Raw genomic sequence first — 23340 nt, 5'->3', positions numbered from 1 at the left:
CCGAAAAAACAACTGGCGTGCAGGAACGTGAGCGCGCCAGGCCAGCGAGTCCGCATGGTCTGCGACTGAGCCCTGGAAGTACAAACCGAAGTCGCGAGCAGGCTCTACAGTGATGCCGCGCCTTTCTTCGGCTCCTTTGCACCAAGCTTGTCGAGCGCGAACCGAACCTGGCGCAAATCGTCCTGCCAACCGTCATCATCACCCATCGAGCTCTCCGATGCCGCCCGTTGCAGCCCACGTGCCTCGGATTCGATCTCACGCAACTCGGCGATCTTTTGTTCGGTGGACAGGGATTCGTCCTCGACGATTTCCTGCACCCGCATTTCCCGGAACGTGGCCATGGCGTTTCTCCTGGCTGATGTCGATCACAACGCCGTGAGCGCCCCTCTGTTCCAGCTGACCTTGCCGCCGCGCCGGCGGCTCGCTGCAAGTCGTATCCGCCGAATGGGAAGAAAGAAGTGGTTTATTCCGCCGGAAAAAAGGCCGGGCCGACCACACGCACCGTCCGCTTGCCGGCCTCGATCGACTGCAGCTGGGCAACACCCGGGGCTTCGGTGCCGGATTGCGGGATTGCCGCGACACTGCCGAGGTCCGGCTTCGGCTGAGGCAGGGGAATGATGGCGTTGGACATGTCTGTCGGCGTCACGGTCCTTGCCCTGAGTTCGGCAACACGCGAATAATAACGTTTGACGTCGCAGGCCTTGAAATTTGCATCGTCTCGGTAGCGGAAAGCCGATGGCAGTTCGGTGTAGGGTTTGCGCGTATCTAGCGCGATCATCTTTTCGGTTTCCAGACTGGCATCGCTCAACGTGTAGAGATCGACGGCCGGATCATCGCAGATATAACGGCACTGATCGGCCGTTTGCTTGAGATCGCCGCTGCCGGCGAATTGCGACTTTGGCGCCGGGAAGAAATATCCATCCGACAGGCGCACGCAAAACAGCATCGTATTGCCGGTATACGTTGCTCCACCCGTTGCGGCTTGGGTCTTCGGTGCCGAACGCTGCTCCTTTGCCCCGGATGTGCAGCCGAGCGCCGCGAGGCGCGCCTGCAGGCCCGAAATGTCCCGGCCGGAATTGGACGCGGCCGCCATCTGGCGCTGCACCTCCGCCCGGTTTCTGGCAAGGTCGGCGCAGGCGTTGAAGAAGCCGCCCGTGGCACTTTGCGCCGTACACCTGCGCTGCCTCTCCAGGCCCTGGACTGCCGCAAGCTGGCGGCGCAATTGCGCCAGTTCGGGGCTCACGCCCCCGCCGCGGCCGCCAGAAAGCAACTGGCTTCTGATCGCGCTGCAACTATCCGCATAGGAAGACGTCGTGCCGAATGCAAAGGCAGCCACCGTCAGCAGCGCGACCATCATGGGAAGCCAGAAACGGATCATCGCGACGACACTGTCCCTGTTGCTGACGACGTGGGGAAGGCGTTATTTCTACTTGGGTAATCTTCGACTAAATGAGCTATACCTAATACTTAAGATTTTCCGATCTAGACAGACTTTTATCTAGTGCAATAGAAGGACTCCTGTAAATTCGGTATTACATTTTTATTTCAAGATTGAGACGAACCGGAAAACAAGTGCGACCAGACCGGTGCTGTCGACGTTGACAGGCCATGGCCTCTGGCGAACGATCAATCCGGCGTTACCGGGTGCATGACGCTGAAACCTTTGCCTGACCGCGGCGTTTATGGACAAGGGAGAACACAGATGTCGATCCACTTCACGGTATCGGAACTGACAAGGAACCTTTTTCATTCCCTCGGGCTGGATCACGAGCGCGCGCCACGACCGCTCAATCCCGAGCAAAATCTGCTGTTGGAATGCTACCTGGCCGGACAAATTCCGGAATCGGCCTGGAGCGATTATGTCTTCGAAACACCGGACCTGGCCCGGCATGCCGAGGTACGGCGCCTAAGCCATTGAGCCGTTGGTTTGAAGAACCGGTCTGGCGGGTTGGAAAGCCCTGACGGTCAATCCGCCATTTGGAAGCATTTCCTCGCCCAGTCGCGAGGTTACGAAATCCACGTGCCGCCACTTCCCGCTGAAGGGCCGGCGCGGACTGCTATTGCTTCGGGGAAGTCAGTTGCAGCGTGAAGACGTTGCCGCCAATGCCCTGCGCCAAGGCCGGTGAAAAAGTCAGGGGCGTGCAATTCCTGACGGCGGCAATGGCCGCGTCGATGAACGCCTTCCGCGCCTTGTCATCGCCGGCGACCTTGGCGGCGGTCGGCCGCGGCGGACCGATGAGCGAGCCGTCGCGCTTGAAGCTGAAACTCAAAGTGACGGTGGAATTTCCTGCATCCGCAGGCGGCGTCCAGCACGCTTGGATCGCGGCCCCGACATCATCCATTGTATTGAGCGTCGCGGCCCGCGATGGGAGAAGCGTCCCGGCAAGCATTCCACCGGCGATCATCAGCATTGCCGCCACGCATTTCATCGCAAACCCTCATCTCACTCCAGGCCGGCATTCCAGGCCGGATTCGCCGGAAGGGATGTTAGACCCAACGTCGACGATGACAATATCCCGACGCAAAAAGTTGATGCTCCGGGTTTGCCTGGTCACCGTCGCGCGATGTCCCGGCAGGGGGCTCGGAAAAGCAAAAAGGCCGGCACGGAGCCGACCTTTCCTTTCACCGATATTGCGCCAGTACATCCGTGGTCGCGCGGCGAATTCCTGACAGTAGATAGGGCTTTGGTTAACGAATCCTTAACGTCAGGCCTTCGCCTGCGATCTCACATAGGCGATGTAGCCACGCACGTCGCCGGCCGGCTCGGTGTAGGCCTTGCCAAGCTTCTTCTCGATTGCCGCCATATATTCGGTCGCCCATGGCGGCAGCGCGTAGTCGATGACCGCCAGGAACTCGAGCGTCGCCGCCAGCCGGATGTCAGCGATCGACGGGTTCTGGCCGCCGATGAACGGCTTGCCATCCCTGAAGAAGCTATGGAAAACCTCCAGCGGCTCGGCGATCGCTGCCATCGCGGCCTTCTGCGCCTCGGACTTCTTGTCGGGATGGGCATCGCTGTGGCCGACCTCGCCGGCATATTGCGGGAACCCCAGCGCCGGGTATGTGGCGCGCGCCACATAGGGGTAGAGTGTGCCAATCAGGTAGAACATGGCGCTATCGACCATCGCCCGCCTGGCCGGCGCCTTGGGATAGAATTTCTCCAGCCCGTACTTGTTCGCCAGATACTGCATGATGGCGCAGCTTTCCCAAAGCACGCCTCTGGGCAGCCCCTTGTCCTCGATCATCGGCGTCAGATGCGCCGGATTGCGCGCCATGTATTCGGACGAGCGCGTGTGACCCCAGGCGTCCGTCTCGGCGGCATCGAACCCTGCAGCGCGGGCAAACACCCGCACCGTCATGTTGTTGACGCTCGGCTTCAGCATGCTGAGCTTCAGCGCCGGCTTTTTCGCTGCCTTGGCCTTGGCGGTCTTCGGCGCCGGCTTTTTGGCTGCCGGTTTTGCCGAGGCTTTCGCGGCCGCCTTCGGCGCGGCCTTTGCTGCCTTCACCGCCGGCTTCGCGACTGTTTTTGCGGCAGGCTTGGCGGCTGCTTTCGGCTTTACCTTGGCACCCGGTTTCTTCACGCTCTTGGTCACTGTCTTTACCATTGTTGTCCTCCCTCTGTTTCGTTGGCCGTCAGTATGGATTCTTCGGCGCCCGGTCGTCCGACAAGGTCGCGCGGGAGCTTTCGACAAGCGCCTGGATCGCATCGGCAAGATGCACCTCGGCGATGTTGTAGTCGCCGCGCGCGACGCGCAGCCTGTGTGCCTGCATCAGCACGTCGGCATGGGTGAAACCCGCCGGCGGCTCGAAGCGGTAGGAGGCGAGTTCGATCAGCAGGCCGAGCGGATCCTCGAAGTAGATCGAATCCATGAACCCGCGATCCTTGACGCCGCTGTGCTTGATGCCACGCTCGTCGAGCCTGGCGACCGCCTGCAGGAAGGTGACGCGCGACACCGCGAAAGCGATATGATGCACGCAGCCCGTATCGGTCGGCGTGCGCCGCTTGACCGGTGTGCGGCTCTCATCGGTGAAGACGGTGATGAGCCGGCCGTCGCCTGGATCGAAATAGAGATGGCTTTCGCTGGCCTTGTCGAGGTTGGGCTGCTCGAAGATGAACGGCATGCCGAGCACGCCTTCCCAGAAATCGATCGAGGTCTGGCGCCCTGCGCCGACCAGCGTGATGTGGTGGACGCCCTGCGATTGCAGTTTCTGCATTGGCCTTCTCCCCGCGGCATCGATTGCCCGTCAGGATCTGCCTGGCACCCGGCATTCCGCGCGGCGCTTCAGCCGTGCCTCGAAATCCATGACGTGATGCTAATGCAATCGGCGACGCCGCGCCAGAAGCGGCACGTCCTATCATTGCACGAAGGGCGAGACCGCTCTTGGCCGCAAAAGCCTGCGGGATCTTCAAGGGATGGCGGCACGATCGCGACGCGAAAGCCGTCCGCATCGCGTGCCGGCCGAAGCAATGACTAGGCGACGGCCCTGAGTTCGGCTTCCGCAAGCATCCCCACGCCGCCACACTCTGTGCAAGTGAGGGTCTTCCCCGGGCAACTGGTCTGATGTGTCCCTTGTGGGCAGCAGTGCCCTTTCGAGGCACTCCATCTGGAGCAATCGAAAACCTTGCCGCCGCCATGACAACGCGGGCAAATCATCTTCAGTGACGCCATTCCAACTCTACCGACCCAAAAATCCGCACTGCCGCGGATGCTACCCCGGCACCGCAAGTAACAGAGATCGCTGCGCTTTCAAGCGCCGCAGCCTGACTTAAATTGGGTGGATCGAAGGCTTTAAGCCTCCGGGCTCTCGGAAATTTCGCCAATCCCCTGGCCAGACGCGATCCGCGCGGATGCGTGCCCGAGCGTCGTCCGAGCCCTCTCTATTCTCAGAGCTGGATCGCCACGAAACGTGGATAGGGCTGCCTCTTTCATCCATTCGGCCGATGCGCCAACTCATCCTGAGGGCCATATTGAACGTGATCCTACGGATCACCGAGCAGTCCGAAGCCAGTCCCTTTGCGACTACTCCAAGGCCCGCCTGACTCCCGGTCGGCGGGCCTTCCCATGCAGGCAATCAGGACGATCTCGGGGCGCGGGCGCGGATAGTGGCGCAGCCGGAATCGCCTCGATCAAAGATTGAAGACGTGCGAGGCGGTCAGCCCGGCCAGCAGCACGCCCGCAAGGAGAGCGATGATGGAGGCGAGGAACCAGCGCAGCGTGACCCGATAGACCGGCTCGTCGTCGTCGCGCGGGAGCAGCGAACGCCACAGTGCGACGAGTTGCAGAACGATGGCCAGTGCGAGAAGGACCGTCGCCAGGATCGAGGCAATCGTCCATCCGCCATCAGCTTCGAAATTCCAGTACCGCAGGAAGAGAAGCGAAAATCCGAGCAATACGGTGATCGCGGAGATCACACCTTGTCGGTAGCCGCCGGGCAGGGGAACCCTGCCTGCCTCGATTGCCTGAAAAGCCGGCTCGATGGCGTCGTCGGGATGGCCGCCCTGGCGGTTGGAAGGGTCGATCATGGAGGCAACATCTGGTTGGCAGCCCTGGAGGTCGGTGCAGGTTCCCCCTTCAATCCATACGAACGAGGAAGCCTTGCGGCCGTCATCATCATCCCTGTGCCTTCTTCGCGCAAGGTGAGCGGCTTGAGGCCATCGACAGCCAGAGTGCGGCCAGGCGCATGCTCAGGGTAAGCCGAGCGGCAAAAATGGCCAATCTAGCCAGAGAGGGAAGCTTGGTACGCCCAAGGGGAATCGAACCCCTGTTCCCGCCGTGAGAGGGCGGTGTCCTGACCGCTAGACGATGGGCGCGCTCAAGAACCGGCGATATAGGCTGACGGCCGGGAAAAAGCAACTGGCGTTCGGCGGCTTTACCAGATCGAATGAAAAGCCGCCCGCGCCTTACCGTTTCGGCTCGATCAGGTCCCAGAGATTGCCGTGGAGATCGGCGAAAACAGCAACCGTGCCATAGGGTTCGAAACGCGGCGCCTCGCGGAATTCGACTCCCTTTTCCAGCATCGCCGCATGGTCACCTGCAAAATCATCGGTTTCGAGGAACAGGAAAACCCGGCCGCCGGTCTGGTTGCCCATGCTTTGCCTTTGCGCCTCGTCGGACGCCTCGGCCAGCAGCAGCCTGGCGCCTTGCCCGTTGGCCGGCGCCACCGTCACCCAGCGTTTGCCGCCGCCGAGATCGACATCCTCGAGCAACAGGAAGCCCAGCCGCCCGACATACCAGGCGATCGCCTCGTCATAATTGGCGACGACCAGTGCCACGGTCGCGACACGGCGATGGTCGGCAAAACCCTTCATGCCTTGGGCCTGTTCGTTGTTGCGGCCTGTCATTTGTTGCGAACAGCAAAACGGCCGATCAGGCGGCGCTCGCCGATGTCATAGACGAAGATCGTGCGGCCGCCGTCGGGAAGTTCGGCATCGATCGAGATGCGATTGCCCGACAGCGACTGGCTGACCACCTTGGCGCCGACCGGCAGCACGATGTCGCCGCTCAACGGCTCGCCGGCGGGCACCTGGATATCGCCGGCCGATGGCGGGTTCTCGGGAGATGCTTTGCGGGCTTTGTAGACAATCGCCGCGATCACCACCATAAGGGCCAGCAACAGCAGGCCGAGATTGATGGCCATGAAGCGGACGAGCTTGCCACGCATCTTTTCGACCTCGGGATCGAGCGGCTTTTCCTGATCTTCTTCGGCAGCGGGCCGGGCCATGGCAAAACATTCCGGAACGGTTTTTCGATGAGCGCTCATAACGAAGAGGCCCCCGAATTGATAGGGGACCAATTGACGGAGGCGGCACGCGCCGTGCTGATAGCGGGCGAGGATGCGGCCGGCCAGCGGCTCGACCAATGGCTGGCGGCCAGCCTTGGCCCTGATATGTCGCGCAGCCGCGTGCAGATGCTGATCCGGCAAGGCGCGGTCAAGGTCGACGGCAAGCCGGTCGACGAGACCAAGCGCAAGATGACACCAGGCGAACATGTATCGGTCGCGATGCCGGAGCCGGAGCCGGCCACGCCACAGGGCGAGGACATCGTCCTCGACGTACTCTATGAAGACGACGCGGTGATCGTCATCAACAAGCCGGCGGGGCTGGTCGTGCATCCCGGCGCCGGCAACTGGACCGGCACGCTGGTCAATGCGCTGATCCATCATTGCGGCGACAGCCTTTCCGGTATTGGTGGGGTGCGCCGGCCAGGCATCGTCCATCGTCTCGACAAGGAGACCAGCGGCGTCATGGTGGTGGCCAAGACCGACCGCGCCCACAAGGCCCTGTCCGAAGCCTTCGCCGACCATGGCCGGACCGGCGATCTCGAACGCGCCTACCTGGCCCTGGTCTGGGGCATCCCGCAAAGGCCGACCGGAACGGTCGATGCGCCGCTTGGCCGCGCCGCCGACCGGGTGCGCCGCGCCGTGGTGCCGGAAAGCCGCGACGACGCCCGCCATGCCGTCACCCATTTCGCCGTTCAGGAGCGTTTTGGCGAGAACCAACAGGCATTTGCAAGCGCCAGCCTGGTCGAATGCCGGCTGGAAACGGGCCGCACCCACCAGATCCGCGTCCACATGGCCCATATCGGCCACCCGGTGATCGGCGACCCCGACTACGGCCAGGCCTTCCGAACCAAGGCCAATCGGCTGCCGGAGCCCCTGAAAAGTCAGGTCAAGGCATTTTCCCGGCAAGCTTTGCATGCCTGGCTCCTTGCATTTCGCCATCCGGATACCCATCTACCGATGAGGTTCGAGGCGCCGATACCGGGGGACATGGAGGAACTCGTCGGCGGCTTCCGTAATCTCTGAACCTGCCATCAACGAGCTCGAAACCAGCCATCAAAAACCTGACCGGCATTGTTCACTTCAACGTGACACACTGTTTCGTGTTGAACAAATGTCTGTCTTTTCTGGTTTTGTTCCTGTATAAGATCTGATGTCGCGAGCGAGCCTTTTGGTGTTCGCGTCACATGCCCGCCGCGTTTCGGGGGCATCACTCCAATAGAGAGGGGGCGCTATCATGGCCCAGTCACTACCCAGTATCGTTTCCGGCGAAGGCGGCCTCAGCCGCTATCTGGAAGAAATCCGCCGCTTTCCCATGCTTCAGCCGCAGGAAGAGTACATGCTCGCCAAGCGTTATGCCGAGCATGAAGACACTTCCGCTGCGCACAAGCTCGTCACCAGCCATTTGAGGCTCGTCGCCAAGATCGCCATGGGCTATCGCGGCTACGGCCTGCCGATCGGCGAAGTGATCTCGGAAGGCAATGTCGGCCTGATGCAGGCCGTCAAGAAATTCGAACCCGAGCGCGGCTTCCGCCTCGCGACCTACGCCATGTGGTGGATCAAGGCCTCGATCCAGGAATACATCCTGCGCTCGTGGAGCCTGGTCAAGATGGGCACGACCGCCAACCAGAAGCGTCTGTTCTTCAACCTGCGCAAGGTGAAGGGCAAGATTCAGGCGCTGGACGACGGCGACCTCAAGCCCGACCAGATCGCCGAGATCGCCACACGGCTCAACGTTTCCGAAGCCGAAGTGGTGTCGATGAACCGCCGCCTGTCGGGCGACGCGTCGCTCAACGCGCCGATCCGGGCGACGGAAGGCGAATCCGGCGAATGGCAGGACTGGCTGGTCGACGACCACGAAAGCCAGGAAGAGATGCTGATCGAGCAGGACGAGCTGGAAAACCGGCGCGGCATGCTGTCGGGCGCTCTTGCCGTGCTCAACGAGCGCGAGCGGCGTATCTTCGAGGCCCGTCGCCTCGCCGAAGAGCCGCTGACACTGGAAGAGCTGTCGGCCGAGTTCGACATCAGCCGCGAGCGCGTGCGCCAGATCGAGGTGCGCGCCTTCGAGAAGGTGCAGGATGCTGTCAAGGCCGCCGCCAAGCGCCAGACCCAGGCCCTGCGCACCATCGAGGCCCAGCCGGCGGCTTAAAGCCCGGGTTCGGTAATGAACAAAAGGCGGCGCCGGGAAACTGGCGCCGCCTTTTTCGTACGCGCGGCCGAGAGCGGCGATTGCCTTAAAGTGAGTCCAGCGGAAACTTCAGATACCGCCGGCCATTGGCTTCCTGTTCCGGCAGCCGTCCGCCATTCATGTTGACCTGCAGCGCATGCAGGATCAGCCGCGGCATCGGCAATGTCCGGTCGCGTCCCTCGCGCAAGGCGACGAACTCGGCCTCGTTGCGCGCTGCAACGAGATGGATGTTGGTCGCCCTCTGCGCGGCCACCGTGCTTTCCCACAACGGCTCGCGGCCACCGGCCTGATAATCATGCCCGACAAAGACGCGCGTCTCGTCGGGCAACGCCAGTATGCCCTGGATCGAGCGCCACAGCCGCGCGGCACTGCCGCCGGGAAAATCAGCACGCGCCGTGCCGCTGTCGGGCATGAACAGCGTATCGTGAATGAATGCGGCATCGCCGATCACGTAGGTGATCGAGGCCAGCGTGTGCCCCGGCGAGAACAGCACCTTGACCGGCATGGTCCCGACCCGAAAGGTTTGGCCTTCTGCGAACAGCCTGTCCCATTGCGAGCCATCGGCGGGGAAATCCGGCCAGTTGTAGATCACCTTCCACAGGTTCTGGACGTCGACGATCCTGTCGCCGATCGCCATCGGCGCTCCGGTCTTCTGTTTGAGGTAGTGTGCCGCCGAGAAATGGTCGGCATGCGGGTGGGTGTCGAGGATCCACTCGAGCTCCAGCCCGCTTTCTCCAACGAAATCGAGCAGCGCATCGGCGCTCTTCGTACCCGTCGTGCCGGATTTCTCATCGAAGTCGAGGATCGGATCGATAATGGCGCACCGCTTCGTCGCCGGATCGGTGACGACATACTGGATGGCCCCGGTCGGCTTGTCATAAAAGCCCTTGACCTCAGGTCTTGCCAAAGCCACGTCCAAACCGAGCTCTCCAACCTCAGCCGGCAGGAACAATTTTCTCCGCCGAAACCCAACCAGAGCATGGTTGTCCACCCAAGAAGGCCAGTCAAGCATGACTTGGCCCGCAGGGGCGGAAAAGACAAAAACCGTTCCGGCGCCTGATTCAGGCGGATGGCTGCTTGGTCTTCCTCAGATAGGGCAGGATGGTCTCGAAGGCGCCAAAACGCTTGATTGCATCCTCGTTGGAAACGGCGGCGGTGATGATAACATCCTCGCCCTGCTTCCAGTTGGCCGGCGTCGCCACCTGATGCTTGGCGGTGAGCTGCATGGAATCGACCGCGCGCAGGATCTCGTCGAAGTTGCGGCCGGTGGTCATCGGATAGGTCAGCACCAGCTTGATCTTCTTGTCCGGTCCGATGACATAGACCGAGCGCACCGTGGCGTTGTCGGCGGGCGTGCGACCCTCCGAGGTTTCGCCGGCACCGGCGGGAAGCATGTCGTAAAGCTTGGCGACCTTGAGGTCCTTGTCGCCGATCAGCGGATAGTTCACCGAATGGCCGGTCGCCGTCTTGATGTCGGCCTGCCACTTGTCGTGGCTCGCAACCGGATCGACGGAGATGCCGATGATCTTGACGTTGCGCTTCTTGAACTCGCCTTCCAGTCCCGCCATCGTGCCAAGCTCGGTCGTGCAGACCGGTGTGAAGTTCTTCGGATGGCTGAACAGGATCGCCCAGCCGTCGCCGATCCAGTCATGGAACTTGATCTCTCCTTGCGTGGTCTCTGCGGTGAAGTCCGGCGCGATGTCGTTGATACGAAGGCTCATGGCACATTTCCCCTGTAACTGATCTGGTCCCCGGTCAGCGCGACGGGCGGCAAACCGTGCCGCCACCAAGCGCCCGCCCACCGGCACAGCCGCATCTTAGCGCAAAAATCGTGACCGCAAGATAATATGAAACTCTTGTCGGCGGCGGAATGAGCATTTTCATGCTGCCGACGGCATCGGCGCAAGAGCCTTCCGGTTGCACGCGCAAGGCCTCGGCAACTCAGGCCTTGTTGATCGCCAGCGTCGCCGTCAGATCTTCCATGCGCTGCGCCAGCGCGCCGAGCGCGTTGGTCAGCACGCTGTCGCTCTTGTCGGCCTTGGTCAACGCCTCGTCGCGCGTCTTGCGCAAGGTCAGCACTTCGCTTTCCATGCCCTTGACGCGTTTCTGCAGCTCCGACAGTTCGTCCATCACCATGATGCCGGCCATGACCGTCAGCCGCTGGTCGCCGATCTCGCCGAACGAGTCCTTCAGGTGTGAGACATAGCGGTCGAAGCGCTCGGCAAGGTCGATCAGATGCTCTTCCTGGCCCTCGTCGCAGGCCATGCGATACTGCTTGCCGTCGATTGAAACCGTGACCTGTGCCATGGGCCAGCTCCTATCTGTCCAACACGGCGCGGATGGTTTCCATGGCGGTCACCAGCCGTCGCGAGACTTCCTTGTTGGCGTCTTCCAGACGTTCGGCGCGCGCTTCGGAATTGTCGAGTTCCTGCGCCAGCCGTGAGCGGTCGGCATTCATCCGCTGCACTTCGGCCTCGGCTTCCGAATAGTCGCGCTCGTGCTCCAGCTTGGCCGCGACGGCGTTCTCCAGCCCTTCGATGGCCTTGCCCAGCCTGGCGATTACTTCCTTGAGCGTGCTTTCCCCGGTCATGGCTTCGTCCTGTGCCCTGCCCATCACCGAATCGTTCGCGTTCAGAACGCGTTATCTCGGAAACATTAGGCACCGGGTGAAGGCAACGTCAACAAAGCTCTCGCGACTGTCCCCCGCTAACGCTAATGTAGGCCCGCCGCCGGCATCACAAGACTGGCAAATGTGCGCCCGATTTGTTGACTAAAAGCCCGCGCCTGCTATGTGTCGCGCACCCTTTTCAAGGGCTCTCCCAAGCCCCCAAACCCCCACCCTGGAGGAACCATGACGTCGCGTGAACAACATGACCGGATGGCCAATGCGATCCGTTTTCTCTCCATGGACGCTGTCGAGAAGGCGAATTCCGGCCATCCCGGCCTGCCCATGGGCTGCGCCGACATCGCCACGGTGCTGTTCACCCGCTTCCTGAAATACGATCCCAAGGCCCCGCACTGGGCCGACCGCGACCGCTTCATCCTGTCGGCCGGCCATGGTTCGATGCTGCTCTATTCGCTGCTCTACCTGACCGGCTACGAGGACATGACGATCGACCAGATCAAGCATTTCCGCCAGTTGGGCTCCAAGACCGCCGGCCATCCCGAATACGGTCATGCCACCGGCATCGAGACGACGACCGGCCCGCTCGGCCAGGGACTGGCCAATTCGGTCGGCTTCGCGCTTGGCGAGCGCATCATGAACGCCGCCTTCGGCAACGACCTCGTCGACCACTACACCTATGTGCTGGCCGGCGACGGCTGCCTGATGGAAGGTGTTTCCCAGGAAGCCATCGCGCTTGCCGGGCATCTGAAGCTCAACAAGCTGATCGTCTTCTGGGACAACAACAACATCTCGATCGACGGTCCGGTTTCGCTCGCCGACAACACCGACCAGGCCGCCCGCTTCCAGGCTTCCGGCTGGAATGCCAGCCATATCGACGGCACCGATCCGGAAGCGATCGCCTACGCCATCGAGGCCGCCCGCCATTCCGACAAGCCGACGATGATCGCCTGCAAGACGACCATCGGCTTCGGCGCTCCAACCAAGGCCGGCACCAACAAGGCGCACGGCTCGCCGCTCGGCGCCGACGAGATCGCCGGCGCGCGCAAATTCTTCAACTGGGAGTCGCCGCCTTTCGAGATTCCAGCCGAAATCCTCGAGGCTTGGCGCGCAGCCGGCAAGGCCGGCGCCGAGCCTCGTACCGACTGGGAAGGCCGCCTCGCCAAGGCCGAGCCGAAGCTGAAGGCCGAGTTCGAGCGCCGTCTTGCCGGCAAGCTGCCGTCCAACTTCGACGCCGTCATTGCCGAGTACAAGAAGAAGCTCTCGGCCGACAAGCCGAAGGTCGCCACCCGCAAATCGTCCGAGATGGCGCTGGAAGTCATCAACGGCGCCGTGCCGGAAACCATCGGCGGCTCCGCCGACCTGACCGGCTCCAACAACACCAAGACCAGCCAGACCAAGAACATCACGCCCGACGACTATGGTCAGCGGTATGTCCACTACGGCATCCGCGAGCATGGCATGGCGGCCGCGATCAACGGCCTGACGCTGCATGGCGGCCTCATCGCCTATGGCGGCACCTTCATGTGCTTCTCCGACTATGCCCGCCCGTCGATGCGGCTTTCCTCACTGATGGGCATCCGCTCGATCTTCGTCATGACCCATGATTCCATTGGGCTCGGCGAAGACGGCCCGACCCATCAGCCGGTCGAGCACCTGGCGGCCCTGCGCGCCATCCCCAACCACAATGTCTTCCGTCCGGCCGATGCGGTGGAAACCGCCGAATGCTGGCAGATCGCGCTCGAATCCGAAAAGACCCCGTCGACCCTGGCGCTGACCCGTCAGAACCTGCCGACGGTGCGCACCGAGCACTCCGCCAAGAACCTGAGCAGCCAGGGCGCCTATGAACTGGCCGCGGCCAGCGGCGAGGCGGCGGTGACCATCTTCGCCACCGGCTCCGAGGTCGAGATCGCTCTTGGCGCCCGTGACTTGCTTGAGAAGCACGGCCACCCGACGCGCGTCGTCTCGGTGCCTTGCTTCGAGCTGTTCGACAAGCAGAGCGACGACTATCGCAAGAAGACAATCGGCAATGCGCCGATCAAGATGGCGATCGAGGCCGGCATCCGCCAAGGCTGGGATCATCTCATCGGCTCGGACGGTATCTTCGTCGGCATGACCGGCTTCGGCGCCTCGGGCACGATCGAGCAGCTCTACCCGCATTTCGGCATCACCGCCGAAGCGGCGGCCAAGGCGGCGGAAGCACGCCTGCACGCCAAGTAAGGCCTGTGCATGTGCCCAAGCCGTATTGCGGTTTTGGAGTAAAGACATGCACGAAACAAAAATGCCCCGGCGAAGTCACGCAAAGCGATTTCGCCGGCCTGGCCCAACCTAATCGATTTAAATCCGCGTCGCTGCGGCTAGATTCTTTCCGCTTGCGCCGCTATGAAGCTGCGGACCCATCGTCTGCCCTCCAGCTCCCAGGGAGAGAAAAATGACCGTCAGAGTTGCCATCAACGGATTCGGCCGCATCGGCCGCAACATCCTGCGCGCCATCCACGAATCCGGCCGCAAGGACATCGACGTCGTCGCCGTCAACGACCTCGGCCCGGTCGAGACCAACGCGCACCTGCTGCGCTACGACAGCGTGCACGGCCGCTTCCCGCATGAAGTGTCGGTGTCCGGCGACCAGATCACGGTCGGCAAGGAAAAATTCAAGGTCACCGCCATCAAGGACCCGACGCAGTTGCCGTGGAAGGAACTCGGCGTCGACATCGCGCTCGAATGCACCGGCATCTTCACCGCCCGCGACAAGGCCGCCGCGCACCTGACCGCCGGCGCCAAGCGCGTGCTGGTATCGGCCCCTGCCGAAGGCGCCGACCTCACCGTCGTCTATGGCATCAACCACGACAAGCTGACCAAGGACCACATCGTCATCTCGAACGCCTCCTGCACCACCAACTGCCTCGCGCCGCTGGCCGCCGTGCTGCACGAGACGGTCGGCATCGAAAAGGGCATGATGACGACGATCCACTCCTACACGGGCGACCAGCCGACGCTGGACACCATGCATAAGGATCTCTATCGCGCCCGCGCCGCGGCCCTGTCGCAGATCCCGACCTCGACCGGTGCCGCCAAGGCGATCGGCCTCGTGCTGCCCGATCTCAAGGGCAAGCTCGACGGCATCTCGATCCGCGTGCCGACCCCGAACGTCTCGGTCGTCGACTTCAAGTTCATCGCCAAGCGCCCGACCACGGTCCAGGAAATAAACGACGCGGTCATCGCCGCTTCCAATGGCAAGTTGAAGGGCATTCTCGGCGTCACTCATCACCCGAACGTGTCGATCGACTTCAACCACGATCCGCGGTCCTCGATCATGGCGCTCGACCAGACCAAGGTGATGGACGGAAACTTCGTTTCGGTGCTGTCGTGGTACGACAATGAGTGGGGTTTCTCCAACCGCATGGGCGATACCGCCGTCGCCTTCGGCAAGACCATCGCCTGATCACAGGCTTGCAGTCTCGCAGCTTCAAACGCCCGGCTTTGTCCGGGCGTTTTTCGTTTGCCGGAGCAGCAACGCCTGACCGCCCGAAAATCATCGGCTTCGGCCAAAAAACCACCCTCCCGCCTTGCACTGGCCATCCCTTCGCCCCACTCTCCCGTAAATCGATACAAAGAGGAATTCGAGGGGCAAATCACGGATGGAGCATGCGATCTATCTCGTCACGCTGGTCGGCACGGCGCTCGTTGTCGCCGCCGCGTTTTCGAGCCTGATCGCCTTCCGCTTCGGCGCCCCCCTGCTGCTTCTGTTTCTCTGCATCGGCCTCGCCACCGGAACCGACGGCCTCGGCATCGAATTCGACAATGCCCGTATTGCCTATTTTGCCGGCTCACTGGCGCTGGCTGTCATCCTGTTCGATTCCGGCTTCGGCACGCCGCTCAACGCGCTGCGGCAGGCGGCGGGGCCGGCCCTGTCGCTGGCGACCTTCGGCGTGCTTATCACCACCGGCCTGTTCGGCGCCGCCGCCCACTACCTGCTCGACCTGACCTGGCTCGAATCTTTCCTGCTCGGTGCGGCCGTCGCTTCCACCGATGCAGCCGCGGTGTTCTTCCTGCTGCGCGCCGGCGAAATCAATCTGCGCGAACGCGTGCGCTCGACGCTCGAGGTGGAATCCGGCACCAACGACCCGATCGCCATCTTCCTGACCATCACGCTGGTCGAGATCATCGCCGCCCACGCCAACCCCGAGACCAATGTCCTGGTCACCAACCTGATCCTCGGCTTCATCCTCAATATGGGCCTCGGCGCCATTGTCGGCGTGCTCGGCGGCCTCGCCATCGTACGCCTCGTCGACCGGCTCAACCTCGACCATGGCCTGCTGCCGATCTTCGTGCTGACCCTGTCGCTGATGGTCTTCGCCGCCGCCGGCGCGATCGGCGGTTCGGGTTTTCTGGCGGTCTATCTCGCCGGCCTCATTGCCGGCAATTCCGACATTCGCGCCGTCACCATCCTGAAGCGCTTCCAGGACGGCATGTCGTGGTTGGCGCAGATCATCATGTTCCTGATCCTCGGCCTGTTCGCGACGCCCTCGCAGTTTCCGGCGATCATGGTGCCGGCGATTGCGCTTGGCCTGTTCCTGATGTTCATCGCCCGGCCGATCGCGGTCTGGCTCTGCCTGATCCCGTTCCGCCTGCCGCGCCCCGAAGTCGCCTTCGTCTCCTGGGTCGGTCTGCGCGGCGCGGTCTCCATCCTGCTCGCCATCACCCCGCTGCTCGGCGGGCTGGAGAATGGCCGTGTCATCTTCAATACCGCCTTCATCATCGTGCTCGTGTCGCTGGTCATCCAGGGCTGGACCGTCGGCCCGCTGGCGCGCCGCCTTGGTCTCATCGTGCCGGCGCGCCTCGGCCCGCTCGACAAGGTCGAACTTGAACTTCCCGGCTCCGCCCATCATGAGCTTCTCGCCTATCGCGTGGCGCACGGCAGCCCGGTGGCGCGCGGCGAGCGCATTCCGCGCTGGGCACGGCCCTCGCTGGTGCTTCGCGACGGACGATCGATGCGCTTCCAGGACATGGGCCGGCTCGCCGCCGGCGACCAGGTCTACATCTTCGTGCCGGACCGCTATCCGCGCCTGCTCGACAAGCTGTTTGCCAGCCGCGCGGTGGTCGACCCCGAGGATGCCGATTTCTTCGGCGCCTTCGCCGTCGATCCGGCGCGCTCCGCCGCCGAGTTGGAGGCCGCCTACGCGCCGGGCCTGACCGAGGCGGAGCAGAAGCAGACCGTCGGCGCGCTGGTCACGGCGCGGCTCGGCGGCCACGCCGAATATGCCGACCGCGTGCTCATCGGCTCGATCGAACTGATCGTCAGGGACGTCGACGACAAGGGCAGGATCACGGGCCTCGGTCTTTCCTTCGAGCCGACCGCACCGGTGGCCCGGGTGCCGGTGTTCCTCAGCGCCGGCGAGATGGGCGACCGTCTGAGTGCCTTTGTCCGTAACTGGCGCAAGCCGATCGAGACGCAGGCGCTGGCAGAGCCGGAAGACGCCCCCGAGCCGCCGGTTGAAAAGGCAACGACCGGAAGCTGACAAGGGCGATCGTTTGCCTCACCCCTTCCGCATGGGCGATCTTCACGGACTATGTCCCCGCCCGGCTCAAAATTTCGCACCGCACCGCGGCCAAAGCCTTGCATCATCATTGATGCGAGGTATGGTCCCGGCGATTTTCCGAGGAAAGGGACCGGCATGGCTGCCTTCAAGACACTGGACGACATCGGCAACATCAGCGGCAAGCGCGTGCTGGTGCGCGTCGACCTCAACGTTCCCGTCGCCGACGGCAAGGTCACTGACGCCACCCGCATCGAACGCATCGCGCCGACCATCGCCGAACTGTCGGGCAAGGGCGCCAAGGTCATCCTGCTCGCCCATTTCGGCCGCCCCAAGGATGGCCCATCGGCCGAATTCTCGCTCGAGCCGATCGCGAAAGCGACGGCCGAGGTGCTCGGCCGTCCCGTTGGCTTCGCCTCGGATTGCATCGGCGACACGGCGGGAAGTGCTGTCGCCGCCATGAACAAGGGCGACGTGCTGCTGCTTGAAAACACCCGCTTCTACAAGGCCGAGGAGAAGAACGACCCGGCCTTCACCGAAAGGCTCGCCGCCAATGGCGACATCTTCGTCAATGACGCCTTTTCGGCGGCGCACCGTGCCCACGCCTCGACCGAGGGGCTGGCGCGTCTGTTGCCTTCCTTTGCCGGCCGCACCATGCAGGCCGAGCTCGAAGCGCTGGAGAAGGGCCTGGGCAACCCGGTCCGTCCGGTCGTCGCCATTGTCGGTGGCGCCAAGGTCTCGACCAAGATCGACCTGTTGATGAACCTGGTGAAGAAGGTCGACGCCCTGGTCATCGGCGGCGGCATGGCCAACACTTTCCTTGCCGCGCGCGGCACCGATGTCGGCAAGTCGCTGTGCGAGCATGACTTGGCCTCGACCGCCAAGCAGATCATGATCGAGGCGGCCGAGGCCGGCTGCGCCATCATCCTGCCCGTCGACGGCGTCGTCGCCAAGGAGTTCAAGGCGGGTGCGGCCTGCGAGACCGTTGCCATATCGGAGGTGCCGGCCGACGGCATGATCCTCGATGTCGGCGCCAAGACCGTGACGACGATCGGCGAGTGGATCGACCGTGCCGCGACGCTGGTCTGGAACGGCCCGCTCGGCGCCTTCGAGATCGCGCCGTTCGACCACGCCACGGTGGCTGCCGCCCAGCACGCGGCGGCGCGCACCAAGGCCGGCAAGCTGGTCTCCGTTGCCGGTGGCGGCGATACGGTGGCGGCGCTCAACCACGCCGGTGTCGCCGACGATTTCACCTATGTCTCGACCGCCGGCGGCGCCTTCCTGGAATGGATGGAAGGCAAGCCCCTGCCCGGCGTCGACGTGCTGAAGCGGTAAACAATTCCAGGAAAAGCGTGCAACGGCTTTCCGTCCGGAGTTGCGTCAAGGCAGAGAGATTGAGTGTTTCGGCGTTTTCGCAAAACGATGAACCGCGCAATGGCATTTCGCAGCCAGGCAGAAATGCCTGGCGTTGCAGAAATGCGGCCAAAACAAACGGCCTGATCAACTCACCGGGAGCAAACGAGGGCGCCTGAGACTTTCAATCGATTCGAGCTTTCCGGCGTCATTCCTTTGGCGGTAGTGTTCTGCTAGGCGCAGATCAACCGGTTCAGGAGAAGCATGATGAGCGAACGTCTCGAAGACATTGCCGCCGCGATCGTGGCCAACGGGAAGGGCCTGCTGGCCGCCGATGAAAGTTCCGGCACGATCAAGAAGCGCTTCGATGTCATTGGCGTCGAATCGACCGCCGACAGCCGCCGCGACTATCGCGAGATGATGTTCCGCGCCAAGGACGCGATGGCCAAGTATATTTCCGGCGTCATCCTCTATGACGAGACGATCCACCAGAAGGCCGCCGACGGCACGCCGCTGGTCGACATAATCAAGGCGGCAGGCGCCATCCCCGGCATCAAGGTCGATGCCGGCGCCAAGCCTCTGGCCGGCTTCCCCGGCGACACCATCACCGAGGGCCTCGACGGCCTGCGTGAACGCCTTGCCGACTACTACAGGCTTGGCGCCCGTTTCGCCAAATGGCGCGCGGTGATCGACATCGACACCGCCAAGGGCGTGCCGTCCGCGACCTCCATCGGCGCCAATACCCATGCACTGGCCCGCTACGCCGCCCTTTGCCAGGAAGCCGGCATCGTGCCGATCGTCGAGCCGGAAGTGCTGATGGACGGCGCCCATTCGATCGACACGTGCTACGAGATCAGCAAGATGACTTTGCTTAAGCTCTATGACGAGCTCTACGCGGCGCGCGTCGTGCTCGAAGGCACGATCCTGAAGCCCAACATGGTGCTGTCGGGCAAGAAGTCGGGCACGGTGGACAGTCCCGAAAAGGTCGCCGAGATGACCATAAAACTGTTCCGCGAGACGGTGCCGGCGGCGGTCCCGGGCATCGCCTTCCTTTCCGGCGGCCAGGAGGACGAGGAGGCGACCGCCAACCTCAACGCCATCAACGCCATCGGTCCGCATCCGTGGAAGCTGACCTTCTCCTACGGCCGCGCGCTGCAGGCCGCCCCGCAGAAGGCCTGGAGCGGGAAGGCATCGAACGTCGCCGCCGGTCAGGCCGCCTTCACCCATCGCGCTCATATGAACTATCTGGCGGCGCTCGGAAAATGGAAGGCGAGCCTCGAACAGGCCGCCTGAAGACGGTTCTCTCGTCTTTTTCGAACCCGGGCCAATGCGCCCGGGTTTTGTTTGCGGCAGGCCCGGGCTTGGGATGGAGCCTGTCCATCCTTATCTCCCTCTCGGCGCTGGAGGATGATCCGAAAATTGGAAGCCGGTCTTCTCGGACAAACGGCAGCCGGTTTGCCCAGAGATCATGCTCAACCAACGAGCGATGTCGGTTTGCGCTCATCCCGAACGTCCTTGGGGTGCAGACAGGGAGAGATTCATGCATCGCAACAAGATCGTTTCACGCGAAGACTGGTTCCAGGCGCACAAGGCACATCTGGCCCGCGAGAAGGAACTGACCCGGCTTCGCGAGCGCATCGCGGCCGAGCGGCGTGAATTACCCTGGCTGAAGATGAGGAAGGATTATGTCTTCGAGACCGAACAGGGGCCGAAGAAACTGGCCGACCTGTTTGGCGCCAACAGCCAGCTGATCGTCTACCACTTCATGTTCGGGCCGGGTTGCAGGCATCATTGCGAGGGCTGCTCGTTCCTTGCCGATCATATAGACGGCGCCAACCAGCATCTGAGGCATCACGACGTATCCCTGGTGGTGATCTCGCGCGCGCCGCTGGCCGAGCTTGTGCCCTACAAGCGGCGCATGGGCTGGAAATTCGACTGGGTGTCGTCCTATGCCTCGGACTTCAACTTCGACATGCAGGTTTCCTTTACCGACAAGCAGATTGCGGCCGGCGACACCACTTACAATTTCGAGACACGTCCGCGGACATCGAAGGAGCTTCCCGGCACCAGTGTTTTCTACAAGGACGAGAACGGCGACATCTTCCTCACCTTCCTGTCGCGTGCCCGCGGCGGCGAGGCGCAGATCGGCGCCTATGATTATCTCGATATGACGCCGAAAGGCCGCAATGAAAATGGCCCCTATCATGGCCTGATGGACTGGGTGCGGCTGCACGACGAATATCAGGACAAGCAGTCGGCTCAGCCGGGCTGCTGCGACTGAAGGCGTTCACCTCCGCCGAAACATGCGCTAAGCCTGCCGCAGATCATTCCACGGTATCGCCATGCGTTTTCCCGCCCTTCTCACCTGGCTCGCCTTCCCCGTCTATGTCTGGCAGGGACTGGGTGTGCGCCGCCGCACCTCACGGATGCTGCCCGCGCAGGGACCGGTCATGCACGAGATATCAGGCCAGCCACCGGCGATCTCGCTGCTGGTGCTGGGCGATTCCTCCGCCGCCTCGGTCGGCATAGGCAATTCCGAGGACGGGCTTGCCGCGCAGCTCGCCATTCTGATCTCGCAACGTACCGGCCACGCCGTGCGCTGGCGCGCCGCCGGCTTCAATTCGGCGACGTCGGGCCAGATCCGCGATCACGTCCTGCCGAATCTGTCGGCCGATCCGTGGACGCATATCGTGCTCGCCATCGGCACCAACGACACCAAGAATTTTCATTCCGTGCCCCGCTTCAAGAAGGAGTTCGGCGGACTGCTCTACGCGCTGCGCGCCAAATGGCCGGAGGCGCGCGTGGTGTGGTCGCCTGTGCTGGAGTTCACGCGGGCGCCGGCCATGCCGACGCTGCTGGGCGAAATCCTCGAAATTCGCGCCACCGCGATGAACAGGATGGGCGAGCGACTTTGCCTCGAGCGCGGCGCAGTGCCCGCACCCCGCCTGCCGATCACCAATCCCGAGGCCGGTTTTGCCTCGGACGGCTTTCATGCCTCGGAGGCGGGTTACCGGGCCTGGGCGGAACATCTCGTCGGCATGGTCCTCGCCAGCTGACAGCGAGGAAGCCGATCTTGTCTTGGGAAGGCCTATGTCAAATGCCCGAGCACGGCCGCCAGCGAGATCGCGGCCATCGCCAGCAGCGCCAGCTTCCAGAAATCGGCGCGCCGCTTGAGCCCGGGCCAGCCGATTGGCTTGATCAGTTGGATGACCATGAAGCCGACGATGACAAGGGCGAGGAGTTTCGTCATGCTGCCTTTGACCAGCAACGCGACCGGCTGTCAAAACCTGCTTATGAACCACCGGCCGAAGCCAGATGTTTCAGCGCATGCCATCAGCGGACCATGCTAGCGGGGATGCAGGATCGCGCGTTGCGCAGATCATAGATCCTTACCGTCGGCGCGACATAGCCATAGTCCCCATATGGCTTCGAAAATTGCGCCGCGACATGGCCATCGAGGCAATGGAACATGCCGGCAAGCTGATAGATTAGCGGATCCTGCGCTCTCAATCCTCCGCCACGCAGATGTCGCTGAAACTTCAACGATACGAGGTAGTCTGCTGACGAGAGGTCGCGGTAGTCCCTGGTTGCCGGTGCCGGCTCTCCCATTGGAAAATCCACGACGAAACGCGTGACGCCTTGCTTCTCGAGGAAGCGCATTGCTGCAAAGCGTGTATCTGTTTCCCGGCCCAGGTTCGCGACATAGGCCATGCCGGCATGCGCGCTGGCAACCATCGCGGCAAGTCCAAGTCCGATCGCCACCGGCCTGCTTCGCGACCCGATCGACCTGGAACAGGCAATACCCGTGGCCAACAGCAGATAGACAACCACCGGCAGGACGTAACGCATGGAGCCGACGAGTTTGAGCGGCGAGAGTTCGAGCAGGAAGAGCCAGATGAAGGCCCCGCCCGCGTAGGCGGCAACATATTTGTTGCGGTCGGCGATGATGGCAAAAGCGATCGCCCCAAGCGCGATCGCTACGGTCGGGCCGGTGAGGCTGGGGATCAGGTGGTGACGGAAATGCGTAAGTCCATATCCCTCCCAGAACCACTCCTTGAGGTCGTGGCCCGTTTCAGCGTGCATCAGTTCCGAGCCAAGGCCTTTGATCACCGTTGAAAGGCCACTTCCGGCCTCGGTCAGCAGCGACACGCCAAAGATCGCCAATATGGTAAGCGCGTCAGTGGCGACGATGATGATGGTCTGCCTGAGGCCGAGCCGGCAGTAGACGATCGCCACGATGAAAAGAACGAGGCTGTTGCCGGCACCCACATATTTCGCCGAGACGGCGAGGCCGAGCGCAAATCCGAAATAGACGAGATTGACTGAGTTGGCCTGCTCCTTCAGCCGCACGAGCGCATGCAGCCCGACACACAGGGCGAAGATCAGGACAGCGTCTTCCTTAAAGTAATGCGCGTGAACCGCGATGGCTGGCGAGACCGCGAAAACGCAGGCCCACAGGAAGGCACTGATATCATCCGCGTATCGCCGCAACACGATATAGAAGAGGATGCTTGCCGCAACACAGGCCAGCGCGCTGACACTTCGGCCAGCCAGCAAATAGTCATGTTCGTTCGACGCGCCGGAAAGCCATCCCGCGAAGCGCGCCAGTACGATCAACAATGGCGGATGTGCGTAATTGTGGTGCTGCCCTGCGGCAAACTCCACTTTGATCGACTCGTCCGGCTGTATCCCGTACGGGAAATCGATGTTGTAGAAGGCCAGCGATGCCGAGATCGCGGCCAGCACCAACATAGCCAGCACCTGGGAATCGCCCCGCTGTGCCAGGCCGACCCAGCCGGTTTGCTTGATCGACTGGCTGACGGTCATGGCCTGGGCGCGAGGAGTTTCGACATGCCGCCCTT

24 protein-coding genes and 1 tRNA gene are annotated in these 23340 nt (G+C 62.7%); 10 read left to right on the top strand and 15 right to left on the bottom strand.

Annotation, left to right across the window (positions count from 1 at the left end):
* Positions 1 to 104 precede the first annotated feature (104 nt).
* Together EB231_RS07335 and EB231_RS07330 are read right to left on the bottom strand one after the other, a co-directional pair.
* The gene (locus tag EB231_RS07335; protein ID WP_056575770.1) at positions 105 to 341 is read right to left on the bottom strand and encodes a hypothetical protein; all 237 of its coding nucleotides are present in this window, start codon (positions 339 to 341) and stop codon (positions 105 to 107) included.
* 122 nt (positions 342 to 463) lie between these two features.
* Positions 464 to 1378: a DUF2865 domain-containing protein gene (locus EB231_RS07330; protein ID WP_172348232.1), complete on the bottom strand. Its 915-nt coding sequence runs from the start codon at positions 1376 to 1378 to the stop codon at positions 464 to 466.
* A gap of 324 nt (positions 1379 to 1702) precedes the next feature.
* Between EB231_RS07330 and EB231_RS07325 the strand changes: the two genes are divergently transcribed.
* A complete protein-coding gene (locus tag EB231_RS07325) occupies positions 1703 to 1918 on the top strand; it encodes a hypothetical protein (RefSeq protein ID WP_140772725.1) in 216 nt (71 codons plus the stop codon).
* 139 nt (positions 1919 to 2057) lie between these two features.
* Here EB231_RS07325 and EB231_RS07320 read toward each other — a convergent pair whose 3' ends face one another.
* The 7 genes from EB231_RS07320 to EB231_RS07290 all read right to left on the bottom strand — a co-directional run bounded on the left by EB231_RS07320 (position 2058) and on the right by EB231_RS07290 (position 6720).
* A complete protein-coding gene (locus tag EB231_RS07320) occupies positions 2058 to 2429 on the bottom strand; it encodes a hypothetical protein (protein WP_172348231.1) in 372 nt (123 codons plus the stop codon).
* A gap of 276 nt (positions 2430 to 2705) precedes the next feature.
* Complete coding sequence (locus EB231_RS07315; protein ID WP_172348230.1) at positions 2706 to 3602, bottom strand: glutathione S-transferase family protein; 897 nt, start codon at positions 3600 to 3602, stop codon at positions 2706 to 2708.
* 28 nt (positions 3603 to 3630) lie between these two features.
* On the bottom strand, positions 3631 to 4212 hold the full coding sequence (locus tag EB231_RS07310) for a VOC family protein (protein ID WP_172348229.1): 582 nt from the start codon (positions 4210 to 4212) through the stop codon (positions 3631 to 3633).
* A gap of 913 nt (positions 4213 to 5125) precedes the next feature.
* Complete coding sequence (locus EB231_RS07305; RefSeq protein ID WP_206681895.1) at positions 5126 to 5521, bottom strand: hypothetical protein; 396 nt, start codon at positions 5519 to 5521, stop codon at positions 5126 to 5128.
* Positions 5522 to 5734: 213 nt separating this feature from the next.
* A tRNA-Glu gene (locus tag EB231_RS07300) sits at positions 5735 to 5809 on the bottom strand.
* 90 nt (positions 5810 to 5899) lie between these two features.
* Entirely contained in the window at positions 5900 to 6307 is a 408-nt protein-coding gene (locus EB231_RS07295) for a VOC family protein (protein WP_172348228.1), read from the bottom strand.
* A 29-nt stretch (positions 6308 to 6336) separates the two neighbouring features.
* Positions 6337 to 6720: a fimbrial protein gene (locus EB231_RS07290; RefSeq protein WP_172348227.1), complete on the bottom strand. Its 384-nt coding sequence runs from the start codon at positions 6718 to 6720 to the stop codon at positions 6337 to 6339.
* A gap of 27 nt (positions 6721 to 6747) precedes the next feature.
* On the opposite strand from EB231_RS07290, the gene EB231_RS07285 reads away from it, so the two are divergent.
* Positions 6748 to 7803 carry an RluA family pseudouridine synthase gene (locus EB231_RS07285; protein ID WP_172348226.1) on the top strand — a complete coding sequence of 352 codons (1056 nt, stop codon included), beginning with the start codon at positions 6748 to 6750 and terminating at the stop codon, positions 7801 to 7803.
* 211 nt (positions 7804 to 8014) lie between these two features.
* Positions 8015 to 8926, top strand: a complete 912-nt coding sequence (gene rpoH / locus EB231_RS07280; RefSeq protein WP_019861619.1) for an RNA polymerase sigma factor RpoH — start codon at positions 8015 to 8017, stop codon at positions 8924 to 8926.
* Between the two features lie 85 nt (positions 8927 to 9011).
* Here the strand turns inward: rpoH and EB231_RS07275 are convergent, their stop codons facing one another.
* The 4 genes from EB231_RS07275 to EB231_RS07260 form a co-directional block, all read right to left on the bottom strand.
* Positions 9012 to 9872: an MBL fold metallo-hydrolase gene (locus EB231_RS07275; protein ID WP_246740890.1), complete on the bottom strand. Its 861-nt coding sequence runs from the start codon at positions 9870 to 9872 to the stop codon at positions 9012 to 9014.
* A 154-nt stretch (positions 9873 to 10026) separates the two neighbouring features.
* Complete coding sequence (locus tag EB231_RS07270) at positions 10027 to 10686, bottom strand: peroxiredoxin (RefSeq protein WP_172348224.1); 660 nt, start codon at positions 10684 to 10686, stop codon at positions 10027 to 10029.
* Positions 10687 to 10906: 220 nt separating this feature from the next.
* Positions 10907 to 11272: a cell division protein ZapA gene (locus EB231_RS07265; RefSeq protein WP_056575728.1), complete on the bottom strand. Its 366-nt coding sequence runs from the start codon at positions 11270 to 11272 to the stop codon at positions 10907 to 10909.
* 10 nt (positions 11273 to 11282) lie between these two features.
* Positions 11283 to 11555: a DUF4164 domain-containing protein gene (locus tag EB231_RS07260; RefSeq protein WP_056576508.1), complete on the bottom strand. Its 273-nt coding sequence runs from the start codon at positions 11553 to 11555 to the stop codon at positions 11283 to 11285.
* 261 nt (positions 11556 to 11816) lie between these two features.
* On the opposite strand from EB231_RS07260, the gene tkt reads away from it, so the two are divergent.
* From tkt to EB231_RS07225, 7 genes are all read left to right on the top strand, one after another.
* Positions 11817 to 13808, top strand: coding sequence for a transketolase (gene tkt / locus EB231_RS07255; RefSeq protein WP_172348223.1), 1992 nt, complete (start codon positions 11817 to 11819; stop codon positions 13806 to 13808).
* Between the two features lie 211 nt (positions 13809 to 14019).
* Entirely contained in the window at positions 14020 to 15030 is a 1011-nt protein-coding gene (gene gap, locus EB231_RS07250) for a type I glyceraldehyde-3-phosphate dehydrogenase (RefSeq protein WP_065005509.1), read from the top strand.
* 196 nt (positions 15031 to 15226) lie between these two features.
* A complete protein-coding gene (locus EB231_RS07245) occupies positions 15227 to 17107 on the top strand; it encodes a potassium/proton antiporter (protein WP_172348222.1) in 1881 nt (626 codons plus the stop codon).
* A 156-nt stretch (positions 17108 to 17263) separates the two neighbouring features.
* Positions 17264 to 18460 carry a phosphoglycerate kinase gene (locus tag EB231_RS07240; RefSeq protein ID WP_172348221.1) on the top strand — a complete coding sequence of 399 codons (1197 nt, stop codon included), beginning with the start codon at positions 17264 to 17266 and terminating at the stop codon, positions 18458 to 18460.
* Positions 18461 to 18745: 285 nt separating this feature from the next.
* Positions 18746 to 19771 (top strand): class I fructose-bisphosphate aldolase, encoded by a 1026-nt coding sequence (locus EB231_RS07235; protein ID WP_172348220.1) that lies wholly within the window; start codon positions 18746 to 18748, stop codon positions 19769 to 19771.
* A 247-nt stretch (positions 19772 to 20018) separates the two neighbouring features.
* Positions 20019 to 20759, top strand: a complete 741-nt coding sequence (locus tag EB231_RS07230) for a DUF899 domain-containing protein (protein WP_172348219.1) — start codon at positions 20019 to 20021, stop codon at positions 20757 to 20759.
* Between the two features lie 61 nt (positions 20760 to 20820).
* Positions 20821 to 21534: an SGNH/GDSL hydrolase family protein gene (locus tag EB231_RS07225; RefSeq protein ID WP_172348218.1), complete on the top strand. Its 714-nt coding sequence runs from the start codon at positions 20821 to 20823 to the stop codon at positions 21532 to 21534.
* Positions 21535 to 21566: 32 nt separating this feature from the next.
* On the opposite strand, the gene EB231_RS07220 is transcribed toward EB231_RS07225, so the two are convergent.
* Both EB231_RS07220 and EB231_RS07215 read right to left on the bottom strand, forming a co-directional pair.
* Positions 21567 to 21728 (bottom strand): hypothetical protein, encoded by a 162-nt coding sequence (locus tag EB231_RS07220; protein ID WP_140776964.1) that lies wholly within the window; start codon positions 21726 to 21728, stop codon positions 21567 to 21569.
* 83 nt (positions 21729 to 21811) lie between these two features.
* Positions 21812 to 23305, bottom strand: coding sequence for an ArnT family glycosyltransferase (locus tag EB231_RS07215; protein WP_172348217.1), 1494 nt, complete (start codon positions 23303 to 23305; stop codon positions 21812 to 21814).
* Positions 23306 to 23340: the final 35 nt, after the last annotated feature.

The sequence above is a fragment of the Mesorhizobium sp. NZP2298 genome (assembly GCF_013170825.1).
In the GTDB taxonomy this organism is placed as follows: domain Bacteria; phylum Pseudomonadota; class Alphaproteobacteria; order Rhizobiales; family Rhizobiaceae; genus Mesorhizobium.
Note: the sequence above shows the minus strand (reverse complement) of the source record. Positions and strands in the feature narration are given on the sequence as shown.

Coding starts and splice junctions, on each gene's coding strand:
- EB231_RS07220 (WP_140776964.1), bottom strand. CDS start 21,728: ATGACGAAACTCCTCGCCCTTGTCATCGTCGGCTTCATGGTCATCCAA.
- EB231_RS07315 (WP_172348230.1), bottom strand. CDS start 3,602: ATGGTAAAGACAGTGACCAAGAGCGTGAAGAAACCGGGTGCCAAGGTA.
- EB231_RS07320 (WP_172348231.1), bottom strand. CDS start 2,429: ATGAAATGCGTGGCGGCAATGCTGATGATCGCCGGTGGAATGCTTGCC.
- EB231_RS07260 (WP_056576508.1), bottom strand. CDS start 11,555: ATGACCGGGGAAAGCACGCTCAAGGAAGTAATCGCCAGGCTGGGCAAG.
- EB231_RS07325 (WP_140772725.1), top strand. CDS start 1,703: ATGTCGATCCACTTCACGGTATCGGAACTGACAAGGAACCTTTTTCAT.
- EB231_RS07330 (WP_172348232.1), bottom strand. CDS start 1,378: ATGATCCGTTTCTGGCTTCCCATGATGGTCGCGCTGCTGACGGTGGCT.
- EB231_RS07290 (WP_172348227.1), bottom strand. CDS start 6,720: ATGGCCCGGCCCGCTGCCGAAGAAGATCAGGAAAAGCCGCTCGATCCC.
- EB231_RS07230 (WP_172348219.1), top strand. CDS start 20,019: ATGCATCGCAACAAGATCGTTTCACGCGAAGACTGGTTCCAGGCGCAC.
- EB231_RS07215 (WP_172348217.1), bottom strand. CDS start 23,305: ATGACCGTCAGCCAGTCGATCAAGCAAACCGGCTGGGTCGGCCTGGCA.
- rpoH (WP_019861619.1), top strand. CDS start 8,015: ATGGCCCAGTCACTACCCAGTATCGTTTCCGGCGAAGGCGGCCTCAGC.
- EB231_RS07240 (WP_172348221.1), top strand. CDS start 17,264: ATGGCTGCCTTCAAGACACTGGACGACATCGGCAACATCAGCGGCAAG.
- EB231_RS07335 (WP_056575770.1), bottom strand. CDS start 341: ATGGCCACGTTCCGGGAAATGCGGGTGCAGGAAATCGTCGAGGACGAA.
- tkt (WP_172348223.1), top strand. CDS start 11,817: ATGACGTCGCGTGAACAACATGACCGGATGGCCAATGCGATCCGTTTT.
- EB231_RS07265 (WP_056575728.1), bottom strand. CDS start 11,272: ATGGCACAGGTCACGGTTTCAATCGACGGCAAGCAGTATCGCATGGCC.
- EB231_RS07285 (WP_172348226.1), top strand. CDS start 6,748: ATGAGCGCTCATAACGAAGAGGCCCCCGAATTGATAGGGGACCAATTG.
- EB231_RS07295 (WP_172348228.1), bottom strand. CDS start 6,307: ATGAAGGGTTTTGCCGACCATCGCCGTGTCGCGACCGTGGCACTGGTC.
- EB231_RS07310 (WP_172348229.1), bottom strand. CDS start 4,212: ATGCAGAAACTGCAATCGCAGGGCGTCCACCACATCACGCTGGTCGGC.
- EB231_RS07270 (WP_172348224.1), bottom strand. CDS start 10,686: ATGAGCCTTCGTATCAACGACATCGCGCCGGACTTCACCGCAGAGACC.
- EB231_RS07235 (WP_172348220.1), top strand. CDS start 18,746: ATGAGCGAACGTCTCGAAGACATTGCCGCCGCGATCGTGGCCAACGGG.
- EB231_RS07245 (WP_172348222.1), top strand. CDS start 15,227: ATGGAGCATGCGATCTATCTCGTCACGCTGGTCGGCACGGCGCTCGTT.
- EB231_RS07225 (WP_172348218.1), top strand. CDS start 20,821: ATGCGTTTTCCCGCCCTTCTCACCTGGCTCGCCTTCCCCGTCTATGTC.
- gap (WP_065005509.1), top strand. CDS start 14,020: ATGACCGTCAGAGTTGCCATCAACGGATTCGGCCGCATCGGCCGCAAC.
- EB231_RS07305 (WP_206681895.1), bottom strand. CDS start 5,521: ATGATCGACCCTTCCAACCGCCAGGGCGGCCATCCCGACGACGCCATC.